The 20,459-nt window shown below is 72.0% G+C and carries 26 protein-coding genes and 1 tRNA gene; 8 read left to right on the top strand and 19 right to left on the bottom strand.

Annotated elements, in window-relative coordinates; translation table 11 throughout:
- Window positions 1-8: 8 nt before the first annotated feature.
- The 4 genes from BLU20_RS04365 to BLU20_RS04350 all read right to left on the bottom strand — a co-directional run bounded on the left by BLU20_RS04365 (window position 9) and on the right by BLU20_RS04350 (window position 3,206).
- A complete protein-coding gene (locus BLU20_RS04365) occupies window positions 9-269 on the bottom strand; it encodes a type II toxin-antitoxin system Phd/YefM family antitoxin (RefSeq protein ID WP_043109741.1) in 261 nt (86 codons plus the stop codon).
- Window positions 270-335: 66 nt separating this feature from the next.
- A complete protein-coding gene (locus tag BLU20_RS04360) occupies window positions 336-1,448 on the bottom strand; it encodes an FUSC family protein (protein ID WP_083371731.1) in 1,113 nt (370 codons plus the stop codon).
- Window positions 1,449-1,485: 37 nt separating this feature from the next.
- Window positions 1,486-2,628, bottom strand: coding sequence for a CAF17-like 4Fe-4S cluster assembly/insertion protein YgfZ (ygfZ, locus tag BLU20_RS04355; RefSeq protein ID WP_083371730.1), 1,143 nt, complete (start codon window positions 2,626-2,628; stop codon window positions 1,486-1,488).
- On the bottom strand, window positions 2,625-3,206 hold the full coding sequence (locus BLU20_RS04350) for an FABP family protein (protein ID WP_029252857.1): 582 nt from the start codon (window positions 3,204-3,206) through the stop codon (window positions 2,625-2,627). The genes ygfZ and BLU20_RS04350 overlap by 4 nt, the downstream gene beginning before the upstream one ends.
- A gap of 188 nt (window positions 3,207-3,394) precedes the next feature.
- On the opposite strand from BLU20_RS04350, the gene BLU20_RS04345 reads away from it, so the two are divergent.
- Complete coding sequence (locus tag BLU20_RS04345; RefSeq protein WP_231959293.1) at window positions 3,395-3,769, top strand: DsrE family protein; 375 nt, start codon at window positions 3,395-3,397, stop codon at window positions 3,767-3,769.
- A 13-nt stretch (window positions 3,770-3,782) separates the two neighbouring features.
- Here the strand turns inward: BLU20_RS04345 and BLU20_RS04340 are convergent, their stop codons facing one another.
- The 3 genes from BLU20_RS04340 to BLU20_RS04330 are packed head-to-tail and all read right to left on the bottom strand — an operon-like array spanning window position 3,783 to window position 5,430.
- Window positions 3,783-4,235: a DUF4395 domain-containing protein gene (locus BLU20_RS04340; RefSeq protein WP_083371729.1), complete on the bottom strand. Its 453-nt coding sequence runs from the start codon at window positions 4,233-4,235 to the stop codon at window positions 3,783-3,785.
- On the bottom strand, window positions 4,232-4,696 hold the full coding sequence (locus BLU20_RS04335) for a thioredoxin family protein (protein ID WP_083371728.1): 465 nt from the start codon (window positions 4,694-4,696) through the stop codon (window positions 4,232-4,234). Before BLU20_RS04335 ends, BLU20_RS04340 begins: the two co-directional genes overlap by 4 nt.
- Window positions 4,693-5,430 (bottom strand): hypothetical protein, encoded by a 738-nt coding sequence (locus BLU20_RS04330; protein ID WP_083371727.1) that lies wholly within the window; start codon window positions 5,428-5,430, stop codon window positions 4,693-4,695. Before BLU20_RS04330 ends, BLU20_RS04335 begins: the two co-directional genes overlap by 4 nt.
- A 150-nt stretch (window positions 5,431-5,580) precedes the next feature.
- Between BLU20_RS04330 and BLU20_RS04325 the strand changes: the two genes are divergently transcribed.
- Complete coding sequence (locus tag BLU20_RS04325) at window positions 5,581-6,297, top strand: winged helix-turn-helix transcriptional regulator (RefSeq protein WP_052367046.1); 717 nt, start codon at window positions 5,581-5,583, stop codon at window positions 6,295-6,297.
- Entirely contained in the window at window positions 6,294-7,247 is a 954-nt protein-coding gene (locus BLU20_RS04320) for an alpha/beta fold hydrolase (RefSeq protein WP_231959292.1), read from the top strand. The genes BLU20_RS04325 and BLU20_RS04320 overlap by 4 nt, the downstream gene beginning before the upstream one ends.
- On the opposite strand, the gene nth is transcribed toward BLU20_RS04320, so the two are convergent.
- Window positions 7,234-7,926 carry an endonuclease III gene (gene nth, locus BLU20_RS04315; RefSeq protein WP_083371726.1) on the bottom strand — a complete coding sequence of 231 codons (693 nt, stop codon included), beginning with the start codon at window positions 7,924-7,926 and terminating at the stop codon, window positions 7,234-7,236. The genes BLU20_RS04320 and nth overlap by 14 nt on opposite strands.
- Before the next feature lie 169 nt (window positions 7,927-8,095).
- Here nth and BLU20_RS04310 point away from each other — a divergent pair, with 169 nt between their 5' ends.
- Window positions 8,096-8,773 (top strand): Crp/Fnr family transcriptional regulator, encoded by a 678-nt coding sequence (locus BLU20_RS04310; RefSeq protein WP_029252849.1) that lies wholly within the window; start codon window positions 8,096-8,098, stop codon window positions 8,771-8,773.
- Between the two features lie 88 nt (window positions 8,774-8,861).
- On the opposite strand, the gene BLU20_RS04305 is transcribed toward BLU20_RS04310, so the two are convergent.
- On the bottom strand, window positions 8,862-9,341 hold the full coding sequence (locus tag BLU20_RS04305) for a RidA family protein (protein WP_029252848.1): 480 nt from the start codon (window positions 9,339-9,341) through the stop codon (window positions 8,862-8,864).
- Entirely contained in the window at window positions 9,338-9,502 is a 165-nt protein-coding gene (locus BLU20_RS13900) for a hypothetical protein (protein WP_169738964.1), read from the bottom strand. The genes BLU20_RS04305 and BLU20_RS13900 overlap by 4 nt, the downstream gene beginning before the upstream one ends.
- Window positions 9,503-9,630: 128 nt before the next feature.
- Here BLU20_RS13900 and BLU20_RS04300 point away from each other — a divergent pair, with 128 nt between their 5' ends.
- The 3 genes from BLU20_RS04300 to BLU20_RS04290 all read left to right on the top strand — a co-directional run bounded on the left by BLU20_RS04300 (window position 9,631) and on the right by BLU20_RS04290 (window position 13,035).
- Window positions 9,631-11,967, top strand: a complete 2,337-nt coding sequence (locus BLU20_RS04300; RefSeq protein WP_083371725.1) for a transglycosylase domain-containing protein — start codon at window positions 9,631-9,633, stop codon at window positions 11,965-11,967.
- A 74-nt stretch (window positions 11,968-12,041) separates the two neighbouring features.
- Window positions 12,042-12,893 carry a metallophosphoesterase gene (locus tag BLU20_RS04295; RefSeq protein WP_231959291.1) on the top strand — a complete coding sequence of 284 codons (852 nt, stop codon included), beginning with the start codon at window positions 12,042-12,044 and terminating at the stop codon, window positions 12,891-12,893.
- 65 nt (window positions 12,894-12,958) lie between these two features.
- Window positions 12,959-13,035, top strand: a tRNA-Pro gene (locus BLU20_RS04290).
- A 92-nt stretch (window positions 13,036-13,127) separates the two neighbouring features.
- Here the strand turns inward: BLU20_RS04290 and BLU20_RS04285 are convergent.
- The 5 genes from BLU20_RS04285 to BLU20_RS04265 form a co-directional block, all read right to left on the bottom strand.
- Window positions 13,128-13,652, bottom strand: a complete 525-nt coding sequence (locus BLU20_RS04285; RefSeq protein WP_029252845.1) for a hypothetical protein — start codon at window positions 13,650-13,652, stop codon at window positions 13,128-13,130.
- A 40-nt stretch (window positions 13,653-13,692) separates the two neighbouring features.
- Entirely contained in the window at window positions 13,693-14,604 is a 912-nt protein-coding gene (locus BLU20_RS04280) for a formate/nitrite transporter family protein (protein ID WP_231959290.1), read from the bottom strand.
- A 61-nt stretch (window positions 14,605-14,665) separates the two neighbouring features.
- The gene (locus tag BLU20_RS04275) at window positions 14,666-14,998 is read right to left on the bottom strand and encodes a DM13 domain-containing protein (protein ID WP_083371723.1); all 333 of its coding nucleotides are present in this window, start codon (window positions 14,996-14,998) and stop codon (window positions 14,666-14,668) included.
- On the bottom strand, window positions 14,995-15,438 hold the full coding sequence (locus tag BLU20_RS04270) for a DUF1003 domain-containing protein (RefSeq protein WP_083371722.1): 444 nt from the start codon (window positions 15,436-15,438) through the stop codon (window positions 14,995-14,997). Before BLU20_RS04270 ends, BLU20_RS04275 begins: the two co-directional genes overlap by 4 nt.
- Before the next feature lie 52 nt (window positions 15,439-15,490).
- Window positions 15,491-16,588: a 3-deoxy-7-phosphoheptulonate synthase gene (locus BLU20_RS04265; RefSeq protein WP_157270553.1), complete on the bottom strand. Its 1,098-nt coding sequence runs from the start codon at window positions 16,586-16,588 to the stop codon at window positions 15,491-15,493.
- A 403-nt stretch (window positions 16,589-16,991) separates the two neighbouring features.
- On the opposite strand from BLU20_RS04265, the gene BLU20_RS04260 reads away from it, so the two are divergent.
- Complete coding sequence (locus BLU20_RS04260; protein WP_029252840.1) at window positions 16,992-17,480, top strand: NUDIX domain-containing protein; 489 nt, start codon at window positions 16,992-16,994, stop codon at window positions 17,478-17,480.
- 6 nt (window positions 17,481-17,486) lie between these two features.
- Here BLU20_RS04260 and BLU20_RS04255 read toward each other — a convergent pair whose 3' ends face one another.
- From BLU20_RS04255 to BLU20_RS04240, 4 genes are all read right to left on the bottom strand, one after another.
- Entirely contained in the window at window positions 17,487-18,221 is a 735-nt protein-coding gene (locus BLU20_RS04255; RefSeq protein ID WP_083371720.1) for a glutamine amidotransferase, read from the bottom strand.
- A gap of 68 nt (window positions 18,222-18,289) precedes the next feature.
- The gene (locus BLU20_RS04250) at window positions 18,290-19,012 is read right to left on the bottom strand and encodes a hypothetical protein (RefSeq protein WP_083371719.1); all 723 of its coding nucleotides are present in this window, start codon (window positions 19,010-19,012) and stop codon (window positions 18,290-18,292) included.
- On the bottom strand, window positions 19,009-19,986 hold the full coding sequence (locus tag BLU20_RS04245) for an ATP-binding cassette domain-containing protein (RefSeq protein ID WP_083371718.1): 978 nt from the start codon (window positions 19,984-19,986) through the stop codon (window positions 19,009-19,011). Before BLU20_RS04245 ends, BLU20_RS04250 begins: the two co-directional genes overlap by 4 nt.
- Window positions 19,983-20,408, bottom strand: a complete 426-nt coding sequence (locus BLU20_RS04240; protein WP_029252836.1) for a GntR family transcriptional regulator — start codon at window positions 20,406-20,408, stop codon at window positions 19,983-19,985. The genes BLU20_RS04245 and BLU20_RS04240 overlap by 4 nt, the downstream gene beginning before the upstream one ends.
- Window positions 20,409-20,459 lie beyond the last annotated feature (51 nt).

The raw sequence follows: 20,459 nt of genomic DNA, 5'->3' as shown, positions 1-20,459 counted from the left end.
CGAGCACGTCAGCGTCGGATCCGTCGGACGAAGCTGGTCACGCCCGAGGTGCGGGCCGTGCGCTCCGGCGCACGGACCTCGGCCCGTGGCGCGTCCGGGGCCGTCAGGACCCCGTCCCGGATCAGCTGGGCGACGAGGTCCGCGGAACCGATCCCGGACAGGCGGGCGACAGGCACGCCACGGTCGGTGATGACCACGTCCTCACCGTCCCGAGCGCGCTCGATCCACTGTTTGAGCTCGGCGCGCAGTGCGCTGACGGCAACGTCCATGCGGGACAAACTACCGGTCGCCCCGCTCGGTGCACCAGGAATCCGCGAGAGATTCTCCGGCGGCTCCTACAGCTCCGGGAGCAGAGCCCGCGCCCGGGCAGGGTCCTCACCGGCGGCCTCGAGCATGTCGACCACGGGCGACCGGAGGAGCAGCACCAACGACTGGACGTGCCAGTCCCCCTGCCCGAGCTCGTGGGGATCGAGCTCGGTCGCGACCTCCTCGAGGATCTCGCGCGCGACGAACGGGTCGATCCCCCCGGACAGGGCCGACGCGAGCACCCGGCAGCCCGACCCGAACCGCTCGACGACGTCGGCGATCGCCGAGACGTCGTGCTCGGCCAACGGGGTGCCGAGCGCACGCCGGGTCAGCACCCGCACCGACCGCACCGCGCGGTCGGTACGGACCGAGGCGTCCTGGAGCCGCCGGATCTCCGGCAGGTGACGTCGCTGCACCGCGTTGACCCGGGCGACGTCGGCCGAGTTGGTCGCGACCGACTGCCACTCCTGCAACGACGGCTCGGAGGCCCGCAGGCGCACGAGTGCCGTCTCCAGGTCGTCGGCATCGGCGTCGCGCAGTGCGTCGGCCAGGCGTGAGAGTCCGGACGCGAACTCGAAGACCGCGTCCGACGCCGCACGGCGGGGGCGGGCGCGCGGGTCACCGGGGAGCATCACGGCCACGGCGAGCGCGACGGCGGCCCCGACGAGGGCGTCGGTCCACCGGTCGAACGGGGTGACGCCGGTCCCTGGCTGGATGCTGCTGATGACGATCGCCTGCGTCCCGGCCTGCATGGTGAGCATCGGCCCGCGGTCGATGAACCGTGCCAGGAGGGTCGCGACGGCGAGGACGAGCCCCACCTGCCACCACCCGCCACCGATGCCGAGCACGACGAGCTCACCGAAGAGGACGCCGATCGCGACGCCGACCCCCAGCTCCACGACCTTGCGGACCTCCCGGTCCGCGCTGAAGCCGAGGCAGACCCACGCCGCGACGGGCGCGAAGAAGGGAAACTCGTGGCCGACGACGTAGTGCGCGAACGCCCAGGCCCCGGACGCCGCCGCCGAGGCGAGCATGATCGGCCAGAACGCCGCCCGCACGCGGTTGAGGCCCTGGCGGACGCGCGCGTGCACGACGACGCGGGGGCGATCCGTCCGCGCAGAGTCCGACACGTCCCCGCTCATGAGGACAGCGTGCCGTCTCGTGTCAGGCTCGGCACCTTCAGATCATGCTGGCGGGACCGTCGCGGCGGGGAGTGACGCCCCGGGCGACGGGCCGGCGTGCGGCCGGGCGGTCGACGGACACGCCGTCGCCGGGGACCACCTGCTCCTGGGCGGCGCTGACGGCACCGCCGTCGCAGTCGACCAGCAGCTCGGCGTCCGAGGGCGCGGACCTCTTCAGGACGGCGAGCGCGACCGGTCCCAGCTCGTGGTGGCGGGCGACGGACGTGACCGCGCCGAGGGCACGGCCGCCCTCGTCGGCGCGGATCTCCGCGCCGGGCTCCGGCAGCAGGTGCCCGGACCCGTCCAGGTGCAGCATCGTGAGCCGACGGGGCGGTCGCCCGAGGTTGTGGACGCGCGCCACGCTCTCCTGCCCGCGGTAGCAGCCCTTCTGCAGGTGCACGGCGGTCCGCAGCCAGTCGAGCTCGTGCGGGATCGTGCGGTCGTCGACGTCGACCCCGAGGCGTGGCCGCCAGGCGACCACGCGCTCGGCCTCCGACGCCCACGTGCCCGCGAGCTGCCACCCGGCGGCCTCACGGGCGGCGACGGCGTCGACGAGCTCGGCGCGCGGGACCAGGACGAGGCGCCAGGCGCGCTCCGCTCCCGGGTGCTCGTCGGCGGGAGGCCCGTAGCGCGTGCCGCCTACGGCGACGGCGGGCCAGGGGTCACGCCACGTCACCGGTTCGCCGTCGATCCCCTCGGCGTCGACGGGCTCGCCGATCACGGCGAGCTCTGCCGAGAGGTCCGTGATCTCGACCCGCATCATGAACTTCATCCGGTCGAGCCACGCCGCAAGGTCCGCGGCGTGCGAACCCTCGGTGACCAACCAGGTCGCCTCACCGTCGTCGACGACGCCTGCGGCGTGCTCGACCCGACCCTGCGGGCTGAGCACGAGCAGCTCCGTCGAGGTTCGCGGGGCGAGGTCCTGCAGGTGCTGCGAGGTGATCGAGTGCAGCCACGACAGCCGGTCCGGACCGGCCACGCGCACGACGCCGAGGTGGGACTGGTCGACGACGGCCCCGCCGCGCTCGAGCGCACGCTGCTCGGCGGTCGGGTCGCCGTAGTGCCAGGCGACCCCTGTGTCAGGGCCGGCCGCGGGGACGGCGCCCGGACGGTCGAGCAGGGGGCTGACGAGGCCCGTCACTTCTGTGCCAGACGCGCGGACGCGTACGGCTGGAGCTCGTTGCCGAAGGCCGCGAGCTCCTCGTGCCACAGCAGGTCACCCTCGACGAACCCGTACATCCGCTGCGAGGCGGTGACCTCCGTGGCGGTCGTCGTCCGTGCGACGAAGTCGGTCGCCAGCTCGATGCGGCCCTGACCCACCGTCCCGAGGAACAGGCTGGCCCGCCCGGCGGCGTCCGCGACGATCACCTCGACCGGGAAGCGGTTCTCGGGCAGCCCCTCGGGCCGCTCGCTCGACACCCGCCAGTAGCCGGTCTCCGTCGACCAGACCGTGGACGGGACGTCGTCGTCCACGCTCGCCTCGGCGTCGGGCCACAGGCCGACGGCCGGGTCGGCCGGCGTGGGCTGCTCGTCGAGGATCCGGATCGTCGACTCGTAGCGCAGGTACGGGCCGCCGTCGTGGTCGAACGTCACGTCGTTGACGAAGACCGCCTCGTCGACGCCGGGGTAGTTGACGACACCCTGGCCGCGCCAGCTCCCGACCAACCACGCGAGCGGGTAGACCTCCGGGGAGAGGTCGTCGGAAATCTCGAACGGCATGAAAACCTCAGTTCTGACCCTTGTAGAGCTTGTACACGACGTAGAACGCGAACCAGGTGATCGTGACGGTCGCCGCGATCAGCAGGCCGAGGAAGATGAGTTCGAGGGCATGTGTCGACATGCGAGCGATCCTACCCGCCGCGCCGGAGCCTGGGGAGTCGGCACCGGCGGCGTCTACGCTGGCGGCTGTGAACGCACCTATGCCGCGCAGGCTCGTCCTCAAGGCCACGAGCGGCGCCGACCGGCCAGAGACGATCAACCAGGTCTTCACCGTCGCCACCGCCGCACTCGCCGCCGGCACGGAGGTCGGTGTGTGGCTCACCGGCGAGGCGGCGTGGATGGCCGTGCCGGGCCGCGCCGACGACGTCGCGCTGGAGCACGCGGCTCCGTTGGCCGACCTCGTCGCCGCGGTGCTCGAGGCGGGGACGCTGACGGTGTGCACGCAGTGCGCCGCACGGCGCGGGATCACCGAGGCCTCGGTGCTGCCCGGCACGAGGATCGCCGGGTCGTCGCTGTTCGTCGAGGAGATCCTCGACCCGACGGTGCAGGCTCTCGTCTACTGACCCGCGGACGGGTCTACCGGCCGCCGGACGTGCTCTGCCGCGCCCGGAGCCGCTGCCCGAACATGTACAGCTCGCAGCCCAGGCACAGCCCGAACGCCGCGTTGAGCAGCGCCGCCATGAGTGCGATCGCCGCCGCCACGGGGACCGCGCCGGCCGACCAGGTGAGGCCGAGCACCACGCCCGTCAGGCAGATCACGAAGCCCACCTGCTGCGCGAAGCGCGGCGGTCGCGGGTCCTCGCGCTCCGTCGGCGGGTCGAGCCGCGGGGCGATCCATCGTCGGTACAGCCGCCCCTGCCACGTCGCGCCCGGCCCCCAGACCGCGCCGATGCCGAACCCGACCGTGACCAGCACGAGCAGGCCCCACGCCTCGGGGGTCGCCCCGAGGAGGACGACGATCGCGAGGAGGAAGGCCGTGATCCCGGCGCCGACGCGGGGTCCGCGCGGGTCGATTCCCTGAGGTGTCATCGTTCTGCTCCGGTGTTCTGCGCGGGGGTCGAGATCTCGGCGCGGGCGCGGGCGACCGCCTCGCGTGCCTGTGTGGGCGTCATCGCGCCCGACGCGCGCACGACCTCGGTGCCGTCGGTGCCGACGACCACGACGGTCGGTGTGCGCAGGACGCGCAGCGCCGCGGCCAGGTCCCGGTGCTCGGCGACGTCGAGCTCGACGTGGACGACGCCCTCGTCCGCGGCGGCGACCTCGGACAGCACGCGGGCCGTCTGCCGGCAGGCGCTGCAGATCTCGGCGGACATCTGCATCAGCACGATCCGGTCGTGCGGGAGCCCGAGGTGGGCCCACGGTGCGGCACCTGCCCGCTGCGCGGGCCCCGTGTCGCTCGTACGGACCACACCCTGACGCGAGCGCCACCACACGCCGACGACGACGCTCAGGGCGAGGACGGCCAGGAGCATCCAGAGGTTGTCGGTCATCCGGCCAGCACCCGCCCCACGACGTAGACGATCGCCCCCGTCACCGCGACAGGCACGCAGATGGCGGCGACGCCGGCCGCCCGGCTGTCACGGACCACGGGCACCCGGTCGAAGAGAAGGTGGTTGGACGCCACGACCACACCGGCGACGACCCCGGCCCAGAGTCCGCGCGCCAGTCCGAGGTCGGGCGTGAGCCAGCCGACCAGCCCGGCGGCGGCGACGGCGACGCCGACGGTCGCGACCTCGCTCCACCAGCCACGGAGCGGGAGCGCCGCGAACGCGGCGGCGATCGCCAGCCCGACGGCGCAGGCCACGACGAGCGGCACGCCGGAGTCCCCCCGTGCCGAGGCGAGCCAGCCGGCCGCGGCGACCGCCACGACCACCCCGGAGACGGTTCCAGTCACCGAGTCGACCAGGCGTTCGCGCCCGTCACGTCGGAGGAACTCGTTGACGAACGCGAGCAGGAGTGCCATCGCGAGGACCAGCGGAAGGTTGCGCAGGGCCTGCTCGCCCTCGGTCAGGTAGACGGTCGCGACGGCACCGAACCCGGCCAGCGCGATGACGAAGCGCGTGCCTCCGGCGGCAGGGAGATCCAGGAGCGCGGGCCACCCGATCACGACGAGCAGGACCAGCAGCGTGGCCGCGCCGGCAAGCACCGTGGGGCCGAAGTACGCGGCGACGGCGACGAGGGCGGCGAGGCAGGCGGTCGCGACCGAGCGGTTCTCGGTGCGCATCAGCAGGTCTCGGGTCGGGTGGACACGCGTCAGATTCTCGCAGACGACGCGCCCGAGAGGCGACGTCGGCCGCGGACCGCGCGGCCACGGGCTCCGGGCACGGTAACCTGGGCCACCGTTCGAGTGGTCTGCACTGTAGGAGGTATGCCGGTGGCCGTCCTCTTAATTCTCACGCCGTCCAACGGCGGGTCCGCGGACGTGCTGCCCTCGTTGGGGCTGATGAACCACCGGATCCGCGTCCTTCCGATGGAACCGTCGGCGCTCGTGGACGCCCCCGACGCGGACGTGGTCCTGCTCGACGCGCGCCGCGACCTGGTCGCCGCGCGCACCACGTCCCGCATGCTCCGCGCGACAGGGATGGACGTCCCGCTCGTCCTCGTGATGACCGAGGGAGGGTTCACCGTCGTCAACGCGGAGTGGGGGGCCGACGAGATCATCCTGGACTCCGCCGGGCCCGCGGAGGTCGAGGCGCGGCTCCGACTCGTGCGCGAGGCGTCGCCGAGCCGCGCGACCGACGAGCACGAGGAGATCGCCGCCGGGGAGCTGGCGATCGACATCAGCGGCTACTCGGCACGGCTCCGCGGGCAGCCACTCGACCTCACGTACAAGGAGTTCGAGCTCCTCAAGCACCTCGTGCAGCACCCGGGGCGCGTCTTCACCCGCGCACAGCTTCTCCAGGAGGTCTGGGGCTACGACTACTACGGGGGCACGCGCACGGTCGACGTCCACATCCGACGACTGCGAGCCAAGCTCGGCGCCGAGCACGACCAGCTGATCGGCACGGTCCGCAACGTCGGCTACCTGTTCAACGCGCCGAAGGAGAACGGCCCCGAGGTGACCGTGGTCGACGACGGCAGCCTCTCGTGATCGCGGACTACACGGTCGCGCTCCAGCCGGGCCCGTGGCGGCACGAGATGGTCCCGGCCAACGGGTCGCGGTTCCATGTCGCCCTCGCCGACCCTCCGTGCCCGGCGGGCGTCGCACGGACGCGGAACGACTCCCCGCTGGTGCTCCTGCTGCACGGGTTCGCCCAGACGTGGTGGGCATGGCGCCACCAGATCCCCGCGCTCTGCGAGGCCGGGTACCGGGTCGCCGCGATGGACCTGCGCGGTACCGGCGGATCGGACAAGCCACCGCTCGGCTACGACGCGCCGGCCCGGACCCGCGACGTCGCCGGCGTGGTCCGCGCGCTCGGCGCCGACCGCGCCGTCGTGATCGGTCACGGCTCCGGCGGTGCGCTCGCGTGGGGCACGGCCGCGCTCCAGCCCGCCGTCGTGGCCGGCGTCGGGTGCGTGGCCAGCCCGCACCCCGCCCGGCTCAACGTCCCGCTGCGCAAGGCCCTGACACCCGTCGCTCTGCGCCGTCTGGCCTTCGCCCAGGTGCCGACGCTGCCCGAGCGGGGGCTGGTGAGCGGCGAGCTCGTCGACGAGTACCTCGCCGAGGCCTCCGTCGTCCCGCTGGCACACGACGTCGTCACGGCCTACCAGGCCGCGCTGCGCATCCCGTTCACCGCCCACAGCACGATGGAGGCCGTGCGGTGGACCGTGCGCTCCGCGGGACGTCCGAGCGGTCGCCGGTACCTCGCCGCGCTGCGTCGTCCGGTGACGGTCCCTGCTCTGCAGGTGCACGGCGAGCGCGACCCGTACCTGCGGCGGTCGACCGTCGACACTGACGCCGCGGCGATCGCGCGCCATCTCCGGTTCGAGTCGCTCGACGGCGTCGGCCACCTCGTGCCCGAGGAGGCACCGGAGCGCGTGAGCTCGCTGCTCGTCGACTGGCTCGACGAGACCCAGGAGCGCCGGTCTACGACGTCTTGACGAGCCGTTCGGCTCGGACCGGGTCCTGCTCCCCGACCCCCGAGGACGGGCACAGGTGCGCGAGGGCGCACGCCCCGCACGCCGGCGTGCGGGCGTGGCAGACCCGGCGCCCGTGGAAGATCGTGCGGTGCGAGAAGATCGTCCACTCGCGCTTCTCGATCAGCCCCGCGACGGCGGTCTCGACCTTGACCGGATCCTCCTCGGTGGTCCACCCCCACCGGCGCACGAGCCGCCCGACGTGCGTGTCGACGGTCAGCCCGGGAACGCCGAACGCGTCACCCAGCACGACGTTCGCGGTCTTGCGCCCGACGCCCGGCAGAGAGACGAGCGCGTCCCGGTCGGCGGGGACCTCGCCGTCGTACCGCTCGACCAACGCCTGACCGATCCCGACGACGGACCGCGCCTTGGCCCGGAAGAACCCGGTGGGCCGCAGGATCTCCTCGAGCTCCTCGCGGTCGGCCCCGGCGAGCGCCGCCGCGTCAGGGAACCGGGCGAAGAGCTCCGGGGTAGTCGCGTTGACGCGCTTGTCCGTCGTCTGGGCGGAGAGCACCGTGGCGACCAGCAGCTCCAGCGGTGAACGGAAGTCGAGCTCGCAGTGCGCGTCCGGGTGGATCACGGCAAGCTCGCGGTTGGTGCGTCGCGCCCGGCGGACCAGTGCGAGTCGGCTCTCGGTCGTCACGTCCGCAGCCTACCGACGACGCGCAGGACCCGCCCTGACCTCCGCGGCCTTCACAAAGTCGGCGCATTTGCACCGATGGTGCAAACTTGGTGGTGACGGATCCCGACGGGATCGACGTCCGCGGGTGATCCCGTACGGACGGTCGGACGGACGACGAAGGACATTACGCGTGGACGACGACGTTGTGCTCTCGGCCCCTCTCTTCGCCACCATGGAACGCGAAGAGACCCGGCGACTCTTTGAGTCGATGACCGAGATCGACCTTTCTCGCGGCGAGGTGCTGTTCCGCGAGGGCGAGCCCGGCGACCGGCTCTATGTGATCGGCAGCGGCAAGATCAAGCTCGGCCGCCGCTCCACGGACGGCCGCGAGAACCTGCTGTCCATCCTCGGCCCCGGCGAGATGTTCGGCGAGCTCTCCCTGTTCGACCCGGGCCCCCGCACCGCGACGGCCTCCGCCGTCTCCGAGGCCACGGTCCACGAGCTGGCCCACCAGTCGCTCGTGTCCTGGATCGAGGCGCACCCGGGTGTCGCGACGCACCTGCTGCACGCGCTCGCGCGTCGTCTGCGCCGCACCAACGAGACGCTGGCGGACCTCGTGTTCTCCGACGTGCCCGGCCGCGTCGCCAAGGCGCTCCTCGACCTGTCGAACCGGTTCGGCGAGCAGACCGACGAGGGTCTGCGCGTCGCCCACGACCTCACGCAGGAGGAGCTCGCGCAGCTCGTCGGCGCCTCGCGCGAGACCGTGAACAAGGCTCTGGCCGACTTCGCCGCCCGCAACTGGGTCCGCCGCGAGGGACGTGCCATCGTCCTCCTGGACGTCGACCGCCTGGAGCGCCGCGCGCGCTGAAACACCCCGCACGCACGTAGGCCGCCCGATCGTCGATCGGGCGGCCTACGTCGTCGGACCCCGCGGACTCGCACGGGGCACCGCAGCCCTACTCCTCGAGCTCGACGACGAGCTCGACCTCGACGGGGGCGTCGAGCGGGAGCACGGCGACCCCCACCGCGGAGCGGGCGTGCACGCCCGCGTCCCCGAAGAGCTCGCCGATCAGCGTGCTCGCCCCGTTCACGACGGCGGGCTGCGCGGTGAACGAGGGGTCGCTCGCCACGTAGCCGACCACCTTGACGACGCGCGCCACCCGGTCGAGCGAGCCCGCGACGTCGTGGATCGCGGCCAGGGCGTTGAGCACGCACACCCGTGCCTGCTCGGCGGCGGCCTCGGGCGTCACGTCGGCACCGACCTTGCCCGTCACGGGCAGCGTCCCGTCGACCAGCGGCAGCTGCCCGGCGGTGTAGACGTACCGACCCGACCGCACGGCGGGCACGTACGAGGCAAGCGGTGCCGCGACCGGGGGAAGCTCGAGGCCGAGCTCGGCGAGACGCCGCGCAATCGTGCCGGGTGCGGAGGCCGTCACGCCTCGCCCGTCGGACGCTTGAGGTAGGCGACGAGCCCGTTGCCGTCAGGTCCGGGGACGACCTGGACGAGCTCCCAGCCGTCGGAGCCCCATGTGTCGAGCACAGCCTTGGTGTTGTGAATGATGAGCGGAATGGTCGCGTATTCCCAGGTGGTAGCCATGTGCCGAGCCTAGCCGGACGACGGGGCCTCACATCTCGTCGACGCGTCCGTCGCGATCCCCACACGATCATCACACCTTGGCCACGCCCGTCCCCCGCTCCGGCAGGCCCCTCCCGTAGGCTAGGGCCATGGTCAATCGGTCTCACGGACGCCACGTCAACGTGGTGCAGCTGCTCGCGCTGATCCTTGCCCTGGTCCTCCTCGCCGGCGTCGGCGGGATCCTCGCCGGCGGCCTGCTGGTGCCGCTGGCCGCCGGGGCGAAGACCGTGACCGACACCGCCGTGCAGGTCTTCGACGACCTGCCCGACGAGCTGGAGCCCGGGCCTCTGTCGGAGCAGTCGGTGATCGTGGCCAACGACGGCAAGACCGTCATCGCCCGCTACTGGACCGAGAACCGCATCGTCGTCCCGCAGGACGAGGTCTCGGACAACATGCAGAACGCCGTGGTCGCGACCGAGGACAAGCGGTTCTACGAGCACGGGGGCGTCGACGTCGAGGGCACCGCCCGTGCCGCCGTCAACAACTTCGCGGGCGGCGACCAGCAGGGTGCGTCGACGCTGACCCAGCAGTACGTCAAGAACGTGCTGATCGAGAAGGCCGTCCGCGACGACGACCCGCTCGCGATCGAGGCGGCGCAGGAGAGCACGCTGGAGCGCAAGGCCAAGGAGGCCAAGCTCGCGATCTCCCTCGAGAAGCAGATGACCAAGGACGAGATCCTCGAGGCCTACCTCAACATCGCGCAGTTCGGTGTGGGCATCTACGGCGTCGAGACGGCCGCCCGCTACTACTTCGGCAAGAACGCCGCCGACCTCAACGTCACCGAGTCGGCCACGATCGCCGGGATCACCAAGTCCCCGACGGCGTACGACCCGACCCGCAACCCCGAGGACACCGAGAGCCGCCGCAACATCGTCCTCAAGCTGATGTACGAGCAGGGGTACATCACCAAGGACGAGTACGACACGGCGCGCTCGAGCAGCATCGAGGACACCCTCGACGTGCACCCCACCGAGGCGGGCTGCCAGGCCAACCAGACGTACGCGTGGTTCTGCGACTACGTGACCAAGGAGATCGTCGACAACGAGCTCTACGGCGAGACCGCGGAGGAGCGTCAGGAGCTGCTCTACCGCGGCGGGCTGACCATCACGACGACGATCGACCCGGACATGCAGAAGGAGGCCCAGAAGTCCGTCGCCGCCGGCGTGCCGGCCGACGACGACTCGGGCCTCGAGAGTGCGCTCGCCTCGATCGAGCCCGGTACGGGCAAGATCCTCGCGATGGCGCAGAACCGTCCGTACGACGCGACCACGGAACCCGAGCCGTTCACGACGGCGATCAACTACTCGGCCGACCCGGCGCACGGCAACTCCGGCGGGTTCCAGGTGGGCTCGACGTTCAAGCCGTTCGTGCTCGCCGAGTGGCTGCGCTCGGGCCACACGCTGTACGACGAGGTCCCTGCGGCGAAGCAGACGTACGTCGTCAACCAGTTCGACACCTCGCCCTGCACCCGCCTCTCGAGTCAGCCATGGAGCCCGGCCAACGCCGAGGGTGTCGCGTCCGGCAACATCTCCGCGCTCGAGGCCACCAAGAAGTCCGTGAACTCGGCGTACGTGGCCATGGGCAAGCAGCTCAACCTCTGCGACCTCGCCGAGACCGCGTGGGACATCGGCTACCGCCCCACCACCACCGCGATCGCCACGGACACCCACGCCAAGGGCGACAAGCTCAATGCACCGACCGAGGAGGACGTCAACGTCTTCGCACCGATGATCATCGGTACCCAGGCCTCCGCGCCGCTGCTCCAGGCCTCCGCGTACGGCACCTTCGCCTCCGGCGGTACCTACTGCGAGCCGCTGGCGATTACGAAGGTCACCGACACGGACGGCAACACGATCGTCGAGCCGGAGTCGACCTGCACCGAGGAGGCGATCGACCCCGACATCGCCAACACCGTCGCGTACGCGATGACGCAGGCGTTCACCCCCGGCGGCACGGCCTCGAACGACGGCCTTGCCGACGGTCGACCCGCCGCCGCGAAGACGGGAACGACGAACCTCAGCAGCCAGACGTGGTTCAACGGCTACACCCCGCAGATCTCGACGAGCGTCTGGGTGGGCAACGCCGAGTCCGAGGACGACCACCTCCAGTTCGAGGTGAACGGCGTCTGGTACACCCCGCTCTACGGTGGCGACGTCGCCGGGCCGATCTGGACGGACTTCATGGACGACGCCGTCGCCGGGATGCCCGTCGAGGACTTCGGGGCGCCGAGCGCCAGCATGATCGGCACTCCTGCCCCGCCGCCCGCGCCCGCGCCGACGTCCGACGACTCGGATGACTCCGACTCCGACTCCGGCGACTCGGACGGCGGCGACGGTGGTGACTCCGACGGCGGCGGCAACGGCAACAGCGGTGGGAACGGCAACGGCAACGGCAACGGCGGAGACGACTCCGGGAGCGAGGACTGAGCGCGCGACGCACGGCAGCGCGGACTGTCGCCTGGACGGCCGGGCTCGGGCTCGCGGGCGTCGCCTACGCGCACGTGGAGACCAAGCTCTTCACGGTCCGTGACGCCACGCTGCCGGTCCTCCCGGCGGGGATGGCCGACCTCCGTGTCCTGCACATCTCCGACCTGCACCTGACGCCCACGCAGCAGCGCAAGATCGACTGGGTCCGCTCGCTCGCCGAGCTGCGACCGGACGTCGTCGTCGACACCGGCGACAACATGGCGCACCGGCAGGCGCTCGCACCGCTGCTGCACGCCTTGGAGCCGCTCCTGGCGTCCTCCGCGGGGACGTTCGTGATGGGCTCGAACGACTACTACGCCCCGCACGCCAAGAACCCCGCCCGGTACCTGCTCCCCGACGCACGGGTCCCGCGCCGCAACCCGGAGCGCGATCTCCCGGCCGAGGAGCTCGCGCGCGAGCTCCGGTCCGCGGGGTGGAAGGACCTCACCAACCGGCGCGACGTGCTCGAGGTGGGAGGTCGTCGCATCGAGCTCGCCGGGGTCGACGACCCGCATCTCGACCTGGACGTGTTCCCGACGCCGTCGCCGCGCTCCCCCGGGGCGTTCCGGCTCGGTGTCGCGCACGCCCCGTACCGGCGCGTGCTGAACGCGATGCACGACGACGACTCCGACCTGATCCTGGCCGGCCACACCCACGGCGGGCAGCTCTGCGTGCCGTTCTACGGCGCTCTTGTGACCAACTGCGACCTGGACCGCCGCCGTGTCTCCGGCGTCCACGGGTGGCCCGGCGAACGCCCGGACAGGCCGGGTGGTGAGGGCTCCACGATGATGCACGTCTCGGCCGGGGCCGGGACGTCGCCGTACGCGCCGGTGCGATTCGCGTGCCGCCCGGAGGCCACGTTGCTGACCCTGACAGCCGCTCCGTAGCGCCGGTTTCGTCGAACGGGCATGTGTCGGCTATTCTGAGCAGGCTTCGCTACGCAGTGGAGCACCGGGGTGTGGCGCAGCTTGGTAGCGCGCGTCGTTCGGGACGACGAGGTCGCAGGTTCAAATCCTGTCACCCCGACCAGCACGAAGGCCTGAGATCCAGTGGATCTCAGGCCTTCGTCGTTCTCGGGCCTTCCGGCGCGCCTTCACCCGGGCCGCGCCCGTCGCGCGCCGCTACTCCTCGGTCTCGCAGAGCACCTGCGGGTCGCCGGAGACGACCGTCGGCGAGAGCCGGACGGTCTGCACGGTGTCGACGCCGAGGGTCGAGACGGCGAGCGCAAGATGCTGCACCCGCGTCCCCGTCCGCGCGTCGCCCTCGGGCGGGTCGGGCACCACCCATGCCGTGACGCTCTCCCCGGGGCCCACACGGCTGCTGCTCTCCCCCGGGCTCCCGTCACTCTCAAAGACGACCAGGACGCCGTCGTGCGCCCCGGAGAGTGTCGCTGCGACGCTGCCGTCGTTGACGAGCTCGACCCGTGCCGCGGGTCCGTCGACGGCGACGACGGCCCGCGTCCCGCCCGCCGTCTCGCAGTGGGGCGCCGAGTCGGGCGTCGTCCCGGCCGCCACCTCGGTGGTGCCGGTGGCGACGGTCGTGGCTGCTGCTGCGGGCGTCTGGACGAACCGTGGGCCCTGCCGGGCCGCGACCTGCCAGATCACGACGACGACGATCGCCACGATCAGCGTGACGGCGACCAGCATGTGCAGGTGGTGCCGGTGGGCGAGCTCGTGACGCGCGGCGTCAGGTGAGGGTGTCGGCGCCGGAGCGCCCGGGGGCGGCGTCGATGTCGACATCGACGGCGGTGGACGGCTCGGCTGCTCCCCCATGCCCTGACCCTAGTGAGCCGTCCGGGGCACCGCCCGTCGAGGCGGGGGTGATTCTCCCGGCGACGACGACGTAGCCGAGCCCGACGACGACGGCACCGCCCACGAGGTTGCCGAGCCCGACCCAGACGACGTTCTCGCCGAACGTCGCCCACGTCGTCATGTCTCCGGTGAACAGGCCGAGGCTGAAGGTCGTCATGTTGGCGACGACGTGCTCGAACCCGGAGGCGATGAACGCGAAGACGGCCCAGAAGATCACGATCGCCTTGCCGACCTCGGTCTTCAGCCGACCGCAGGCCCAGATGGCCGCGCAGACGAGGATGTTGCAGAGGACCCCGCGGAAGAACATCTCCCCGGCGGTCTCATGGGCCTTGTGGTCGAGCATCGACGCCAGCATCTCGTGCGCCGCGGGGTTCGACTCGAGCACCTTAGACTGCACGACCATCCACGCGAACGCCATGGAACCCAGGAGATTGCCCACCAGGCACAGGGCGAGGGTCCCGACCGCCGTCGTGAACCGCACTGCGCGGGTCGCCACGCCCTGGCTGAGGATCATCATCGCGGAGGTGGCGAGCTCGGACCCGGCGAAGACGACGAGGGTCAGGGCCGCCGCGAAGACGACGCCCGAGACGAGCTGGTACGCCGGGTCCCCGGCGGCGAGGAACGGGCCCGCCGTCGCCAGCATGAACACGACGCCGACACCGATGTACATCCCGGCGAGCATCGCGGAGACGGCGTAGCGGAACGGGTGCTGCCGCGCCGTCGACACCTTGACCTTGGCGGCGTGGCTCTGCTCGGTCACGGTCTCGGGGAGGGTCAGCACGTCCATACTTTGTGCCTATTTTCACAATGCTGCACCGGTGCCCGCGGAGCGGACGAGCCACGTCCACCTACCGGTCGACGCGAAGCCACTCCCCCGCACCGAAATACACCGAGTACACCGTGCAGTGCACGACGACGTGCCGCAGCTCCGCCACGTCGACGCCGTCGGGCACGGGGAAGGACAGCTCGGGAGTCCGGTCGGGCACCCGGCCCAGCTGGACCGCCGAGCGGTCCACGCGCCCGTCCTCGCGGGCCGTCACGTAGAGCCGGACGTCGGGGGCGCCCGGGGCGACCCAGAAGTCCGTCAGCCGCACGACGGCGGAGCCGTCGGCCTCGCGCTCCAGGACCGCCCTGCCGCGGGCCTCGTGCCCGGTGATCGTCGCGGTGGCGTCGGTCGTCATCGGTCCGTCCTTCCGTCGTCGTCGGCGTGCTCGGTCGCGAGCGGGCGGGCCAGGCGCGTGACCTGCGCGGACAGCGCGTGCAGGTCGTCCTCCGTCCGCGCCGCCACGAGATAGGTCTCTCGGTCGCGTGCACGGTCGCGCATCGCGGCACGACGCTGCGTGAGCAGGATCAGCGGGCCGTAGAACGCCGAGATCACGCCGAGCCCGCCCGCGAGCCCCGCGACCATGATCATCGGATAGGGCTCGAACGGCCGCCAGACGACGTTCACCGCGATCCAGACGACCATCGCCGTCGCGAGCGCCAGCGAGAACCACCAGGACGCGACGACGGCGGCGACCCTCGACGCGGCCCGCTCTGCGGCCCCCATCGGAGCCTCGGCGAACATGCTCAGCGCGTGCCCGCAGTGCGGGCAGGATGGCGGGGTGTCGGCGTGGTCCACCCCGCCATCGTGACCCGTCCGGCGCACGCGCGCCCCCTGGGGGCGCAAGCGGTCAGGCGCGCCGGGCGCGCACCGCCGCCGCGAGCTCGCGCAGGAGGTCGGCGGTCGTGTCCCAGTCCATGCACTTGTCCGTCACGGACTTGCCGTACTCCAGGCCACTGGGCGCCGGTGCCTGGGCGCCGGCGACGAGGAACGACTCCATCATCAGGCCCGTGATGCCGGCCTCGCCGGACGCCAGACGCTCGGCGATCTCGCGCACGACCTCCGCCTGACGCACGTGGTCCTTGCCCGAGTTGCCGTGCGAGGCGTCGACGACGAGACCGTGCTCGACGGCGCCGCCCAGGCCCGAGGTGCGTGCGACGTCGAGGGCTGCGGCGACGTCGTCGGACGAGTAGTTGGGCCCGCCCCGGCCGCCTCGGAGGATCACGTGGCAGTCCGGGTTGCCGGCGGTCTCGACGGCCGCGGCACGTCCCACGGAGTCCATGCCGAAGAAGGTGTGCTCGCTCGCGGCGGTGATGCAGCCGTCGACGGCGATGCGGATGTCGCCGTCCGTGGCGTTCTTGAAGCCCACCGGCATCGACAGGCCGCTGGCGAGCTGGCGGTGCACCTGCGACTCGGCGTTGCGGGCGCCGATCGCGCCCCAGCTCACGGCGTCCGCGATGTACTGCGGGCTGGTCGGCTCGAGGAACTCGCACGCCGCCGGGACTCCTGCGTCGAGGACGCCGAGGAGCACCTCCCGGGCCAGGCGCAGGCCACGGTTGACGTCGTGGGTGCCGTCGAGATCGGGGTCGTTGATCAGGCCCTTCCACCCGACGGTGGTCCGGGGCTTCTCGAAGTACACGCGCATGACGACGACCAGGTCCTGCTCCGTCTCCCGCGCGACGGCGGCCAGGCGCCGCGCGTAGTCGAGCGCAGCCTCCGGGTCGTGGACCGAGCACGGCCCGACGATGACGACGAGCCGGTCGTCCGTCCCGTCGAGCACGTCGCGCACGGCACGGCGCGACGACGTCACGAGGTCCGATCGTGCGTCACCCAGCGGGAGGTCCGCGAGCATCTCCGCCGGAGCGGGCAACGGGTCGAGGGCGCGGACGCGGAGATCGCTCGTACCGGTGCGCGGGGCGTAGTCGGGTGTCGTGGTCACGTCGTCCATCGTGACACCTGCGGCACCCTCCGGCGCGGAGGTGTCCACCGTTCGTGCTGCCGGGACGAGCGTGGGATCGAGGTCGAGCGAGGTCGAGGTCATGCGAGGGGCTCCTGGTTTCTGATCTGCTCAGGCGGAGCCGGCTCACCGCATCCTGTGTCCGGAGCGGCCCGTCTGAATGACGAAGGGCCCGGACGCGGGTTGCGTCCTGGCCCTGTTCTGGCTCCGGTGGGTGTGGTTGGTCAGGCGTGCGCCCGCTCGGCCCCACCAGGAGCCAGCGTAAAGCGCCAATACCAACGGATGTCCACGAGCAGAACGTAGCACGCGCCGTCGGGCGGACGCCGACAGGTGTCCACGATGCGGTCCGTCACGGTGAGAGGAAATCTGCAGGCGGCACGTCTAGCGTCGACCCATGGCCATTCCCGAGCACGTCGCCCACCTCCGCTCCCGCGTCGGCACCGATCTCCTGTGGATGCCTGGTGTCACCGGCGTCGTCCTGCGCGACGACGGGCGACTCCTGCTGGGCCGGCGCGCCGACTCAGGACGCTGGGCCCTCCTGAGCGGGATCCTCGACCCGGGTGAGGAGCCGGCCCGCGGGTTCGCACGGGAGGTGCTCGAGGAGTCGGCGGTCGTCGTCGAGGTCGTCGGCCTGGTCTCGCTCACGACGACGCCCGTCATCGTCTACCCGAACGGGGACCGCACCCAGTACCTCGACGCGTTCTTCCTGGCCCGGGCGGTCTCCGACGAGGCCGCCGAGCGCGCGCAGGTCAACGACGACGAGTCGCTGGCGATCGGGTGGTTCTCGGTCGACGACCTTCCCGACGTCCCACCGTCCGTCTCGTCGAGGATCGCCGAGGCCCTCGACTTCGCGCGGGAGCCGGGACCGACCCGGTTCGTCTGAACCACCTCAGTCGCGGGCGTACCGCTCGACGAACGCCCGCATGATCCGGCCCGGCGCACGGACGTCGCGTGACCGGGCGCGGTCCGCCACCGCCTGCGCCTCGTCCGCCGGGAAGTACCCGTACTCGCGGTAGACGCCGATCCGCTCGACGATCCCGTCGACGTCCAGCTCGGGGTGGAACTGGGTGGCGTAGGCGTTGGGGCCCACCCGGAACATCTGCACGGGGCAGTTCGCCGAGCGGGCGAGCAGCACGGCGCCCCGCGGCAGCACGCGGCACGCCTCCTTGTGCCCGACGTAGGCGGCGAACTCGTCCGGCAGGTCGGCGCACAGCGGGTCGGCGCGGCCCTCGGGCGTGAGCTGGACGGTCACGGGCCCGACCTCCTCGCCGTACGTGGTGTCGACGACGCCGCCGCCGTGGAGCCCGAGGGTCCCGACGCCGTAGCAGGCCCCGAGGAACGGGAACCGGCGGTCCAGGATCTCGTCCAGCAGCGGGGTGAGCTCGGCCTCGACCCGCCGCTGGGTGGGGCTCTTGGTCGCGGCGTCGTCGGAGGAGTTGAACGGCCCGCCGCCGAGGACGACGCCCGAGTAGTCATCCAGGTCGACCGCGGGCATCGGCCCCTGCTCCATCCGCACGCGGTGCAGCTGATGCTCCTCGAGCCCGCCGAACCGGCGGAACGCCGCGTACTCCCCGTCGGCGGCGACGTCCTCGGCGCGCGTCGCCAGGAGCAGGAACGGCTTCATGTCCGGGAGCCTAGGTGCGCTGCGGCCCGCACGCCCGTCCAGGGCCGCGGGCCGCAGACCGTGCGCCGTCAGCCGACGCGCGGGCGCACCTGGAGATCGCGGAACATGAACCACAGCGCGGTCGCGGACGCCGCGAGCGCGACAGCGCACCCGACGACCACCACGGCGGGCGACGGCAGCGGCAGCCCGGTGACGAGTCCCACCGTCGTCGCGTACTCCGCGAGCGCCGGCGGCAGGAGGAGCAGGAGGAGGACCGCCGTCCCGACCCACCCGCCGAACCGGTAGTAGCTGATCGCGATCGCGTTGCCGGTGAAGACATAGACGATGCACAGCGCGACCTGCGTGCCGAGGTACGTGAGGATCGGGAACGGGTCGCCGACGACGGGCACGTCGAGCCACCCGAGCACCACCGGCTGGACGACGACGAGCAGCGTCGAGACCGCCGCGAACATGAGGCCGACGGCCGCCCCGCCGCGCAGGAACCCGCGCGTCAGGGTCCTGCGCGTGCCTCCCGCGGCGAGATGCACCGGGGTGATCATCAGGGGCAGCAGGATCGCCATCACGAAGAGGAAGAAGCGCGCGGAACCGGCCGGCCCTGCTGCCGGGTTGATGCCGACGCCTCCGTTGCGGACCTCGATCGTGATGACGACGACCGCTGCGACGACGGAGACCACGAAGTACCAGATCCCGATGTACCAGGTCCCGCCGACGGCGTACCGGGTGACCGCGCGCGTGGCACGGCGTTCGTGGTCGGCGACGGCCTCGCGGCGTGCGTCGAGGGTGGTGGTCATCGCTCCTCCTGCGGCTGTGCGACGGGGGCGCCGGAGTTCGGCTCGGCCGGGGCGACGTCCGTGGCGGTGAGGTGGACGAAGAGGTCCTGCAGCGTGACTCCGTCGAGCTCGAGACCGTCGGAGACGGCGGCGGCTCGCTGTGCTGCGTCGAAGGACCCGAGGACGGCGACCTGGGCCGTGCGCCCGAGCCGCTGCTCGGACAGGACCCGCCGGTCCCCGACGTGCCGCGCCACGACGTCGGCGGGGCCGGTGAGGCTCGTGCCGCGCCCCCGGAGGTCCTCGGCGGGCTCGCTGAGCAGCGTGCGTCCGTGGTCGAGGATCGCGACGTGCTCGAAGAGCCGCTCGATCTCCTCGATCAGATGGCTGGACAGGACGATCGTGCGGGGATGCTCGGCGTAGTCGGCGAGGAGCAGGTCGTAGAACGCGTACCGGCTGGGTGCGTCCATGCCGAGGTAGACCTCGTCGAAGATCGTCAGCGGTGCGCGGGAGGCCAGGCCCACGGCCGCCGCGACGGCGGACTTCTTGCCCCGGGACAGCGCCTCGTACTTGGTGCACCGGTCGACCTCGAGGGTGTCGAGCACCAGACCGGCGAGATCGGCGTCCCAGGCGGGACGCAGCAGCTCGTAGTGCGAGAGCGACTCCGAGACGCGCTCGTCGCCCCAGACGTCGCCGGACTCGCGGACGAGCTGGACGTTCATGCTCGCCCAAGGGTTCTCGTACGCAGCCTCGAGGCTTCCCGGCTCGCCGACCAGCACCTCGCCCGAGGTCGGGCGACGGAACCCTGCGAGGAGGGAGAGCAGCGTCGACTTGCCGGCTCCGTTGCGGCCGAGCAGCCCCGTGATGGTCCCGGCGGGGATGGACAGGTCGGTGCGGTCGAGGGCGGGCTCGCCGTCGCGGTCGTAGCGCACGACGACGTCCCGCAGCTCGGCAGCGAAGGGCGCCACGGTCTCGGCGGACTCGGGCTTCGCGGTCATGAGGTCACCTCGTCGGGCCGGGGATCCTGTGCGGGGGCGGAGGTCTGCGCGGCGGCAGGCCGAGCGGCCGAGGCGCGTCGCCGGACGTGGTCGAGCACCGTGCTCAGCGGGATGCCGAGCACCTCTGCGCGGTCGAGCGCCGGGTCGAGCACCTCGGCGACGTACGCCGCACGGTTGGCGGCGAGCAGCGTCTCGTGGGCGCCCGGGGCGACGAACATGCCGACGCCACGGCGCTTGTAGAGCACCCCCTCGTCCACCAGGCCGTTGAAGGCCTTGGCTGCGGTCGCGGGATTGATGCGGAACGTCGTCGCGAACTGTGTGGTGGACATGACCTGCTCCTCCTCCCGGAGCTCGCCGGAGAGCACCTGTGCGCGGAGATGGTCGGCGATCTGCACGTAGATCGGCTCTGGCCCGTCGAACATGCCCTCTCCTTTCATCCTCGTTGGTTCGTTACTTAACTAATGAACCACAGA

The sequence above is a fragment of the Paraoerskovia marina genome (assembly GCF_900105445.1).
GTDB lineage: Bacteria > Actinomycetota > Actinomycetes > Actinomycetales > Cellulomonadaceae > Paraoerskovia > Paraoerskovia marina.
The sequence above is the reverse complement of the archived record's forward strand: the minus strand, read 5'-3'. Positions and strand labels throughout refer to the sequence as shown.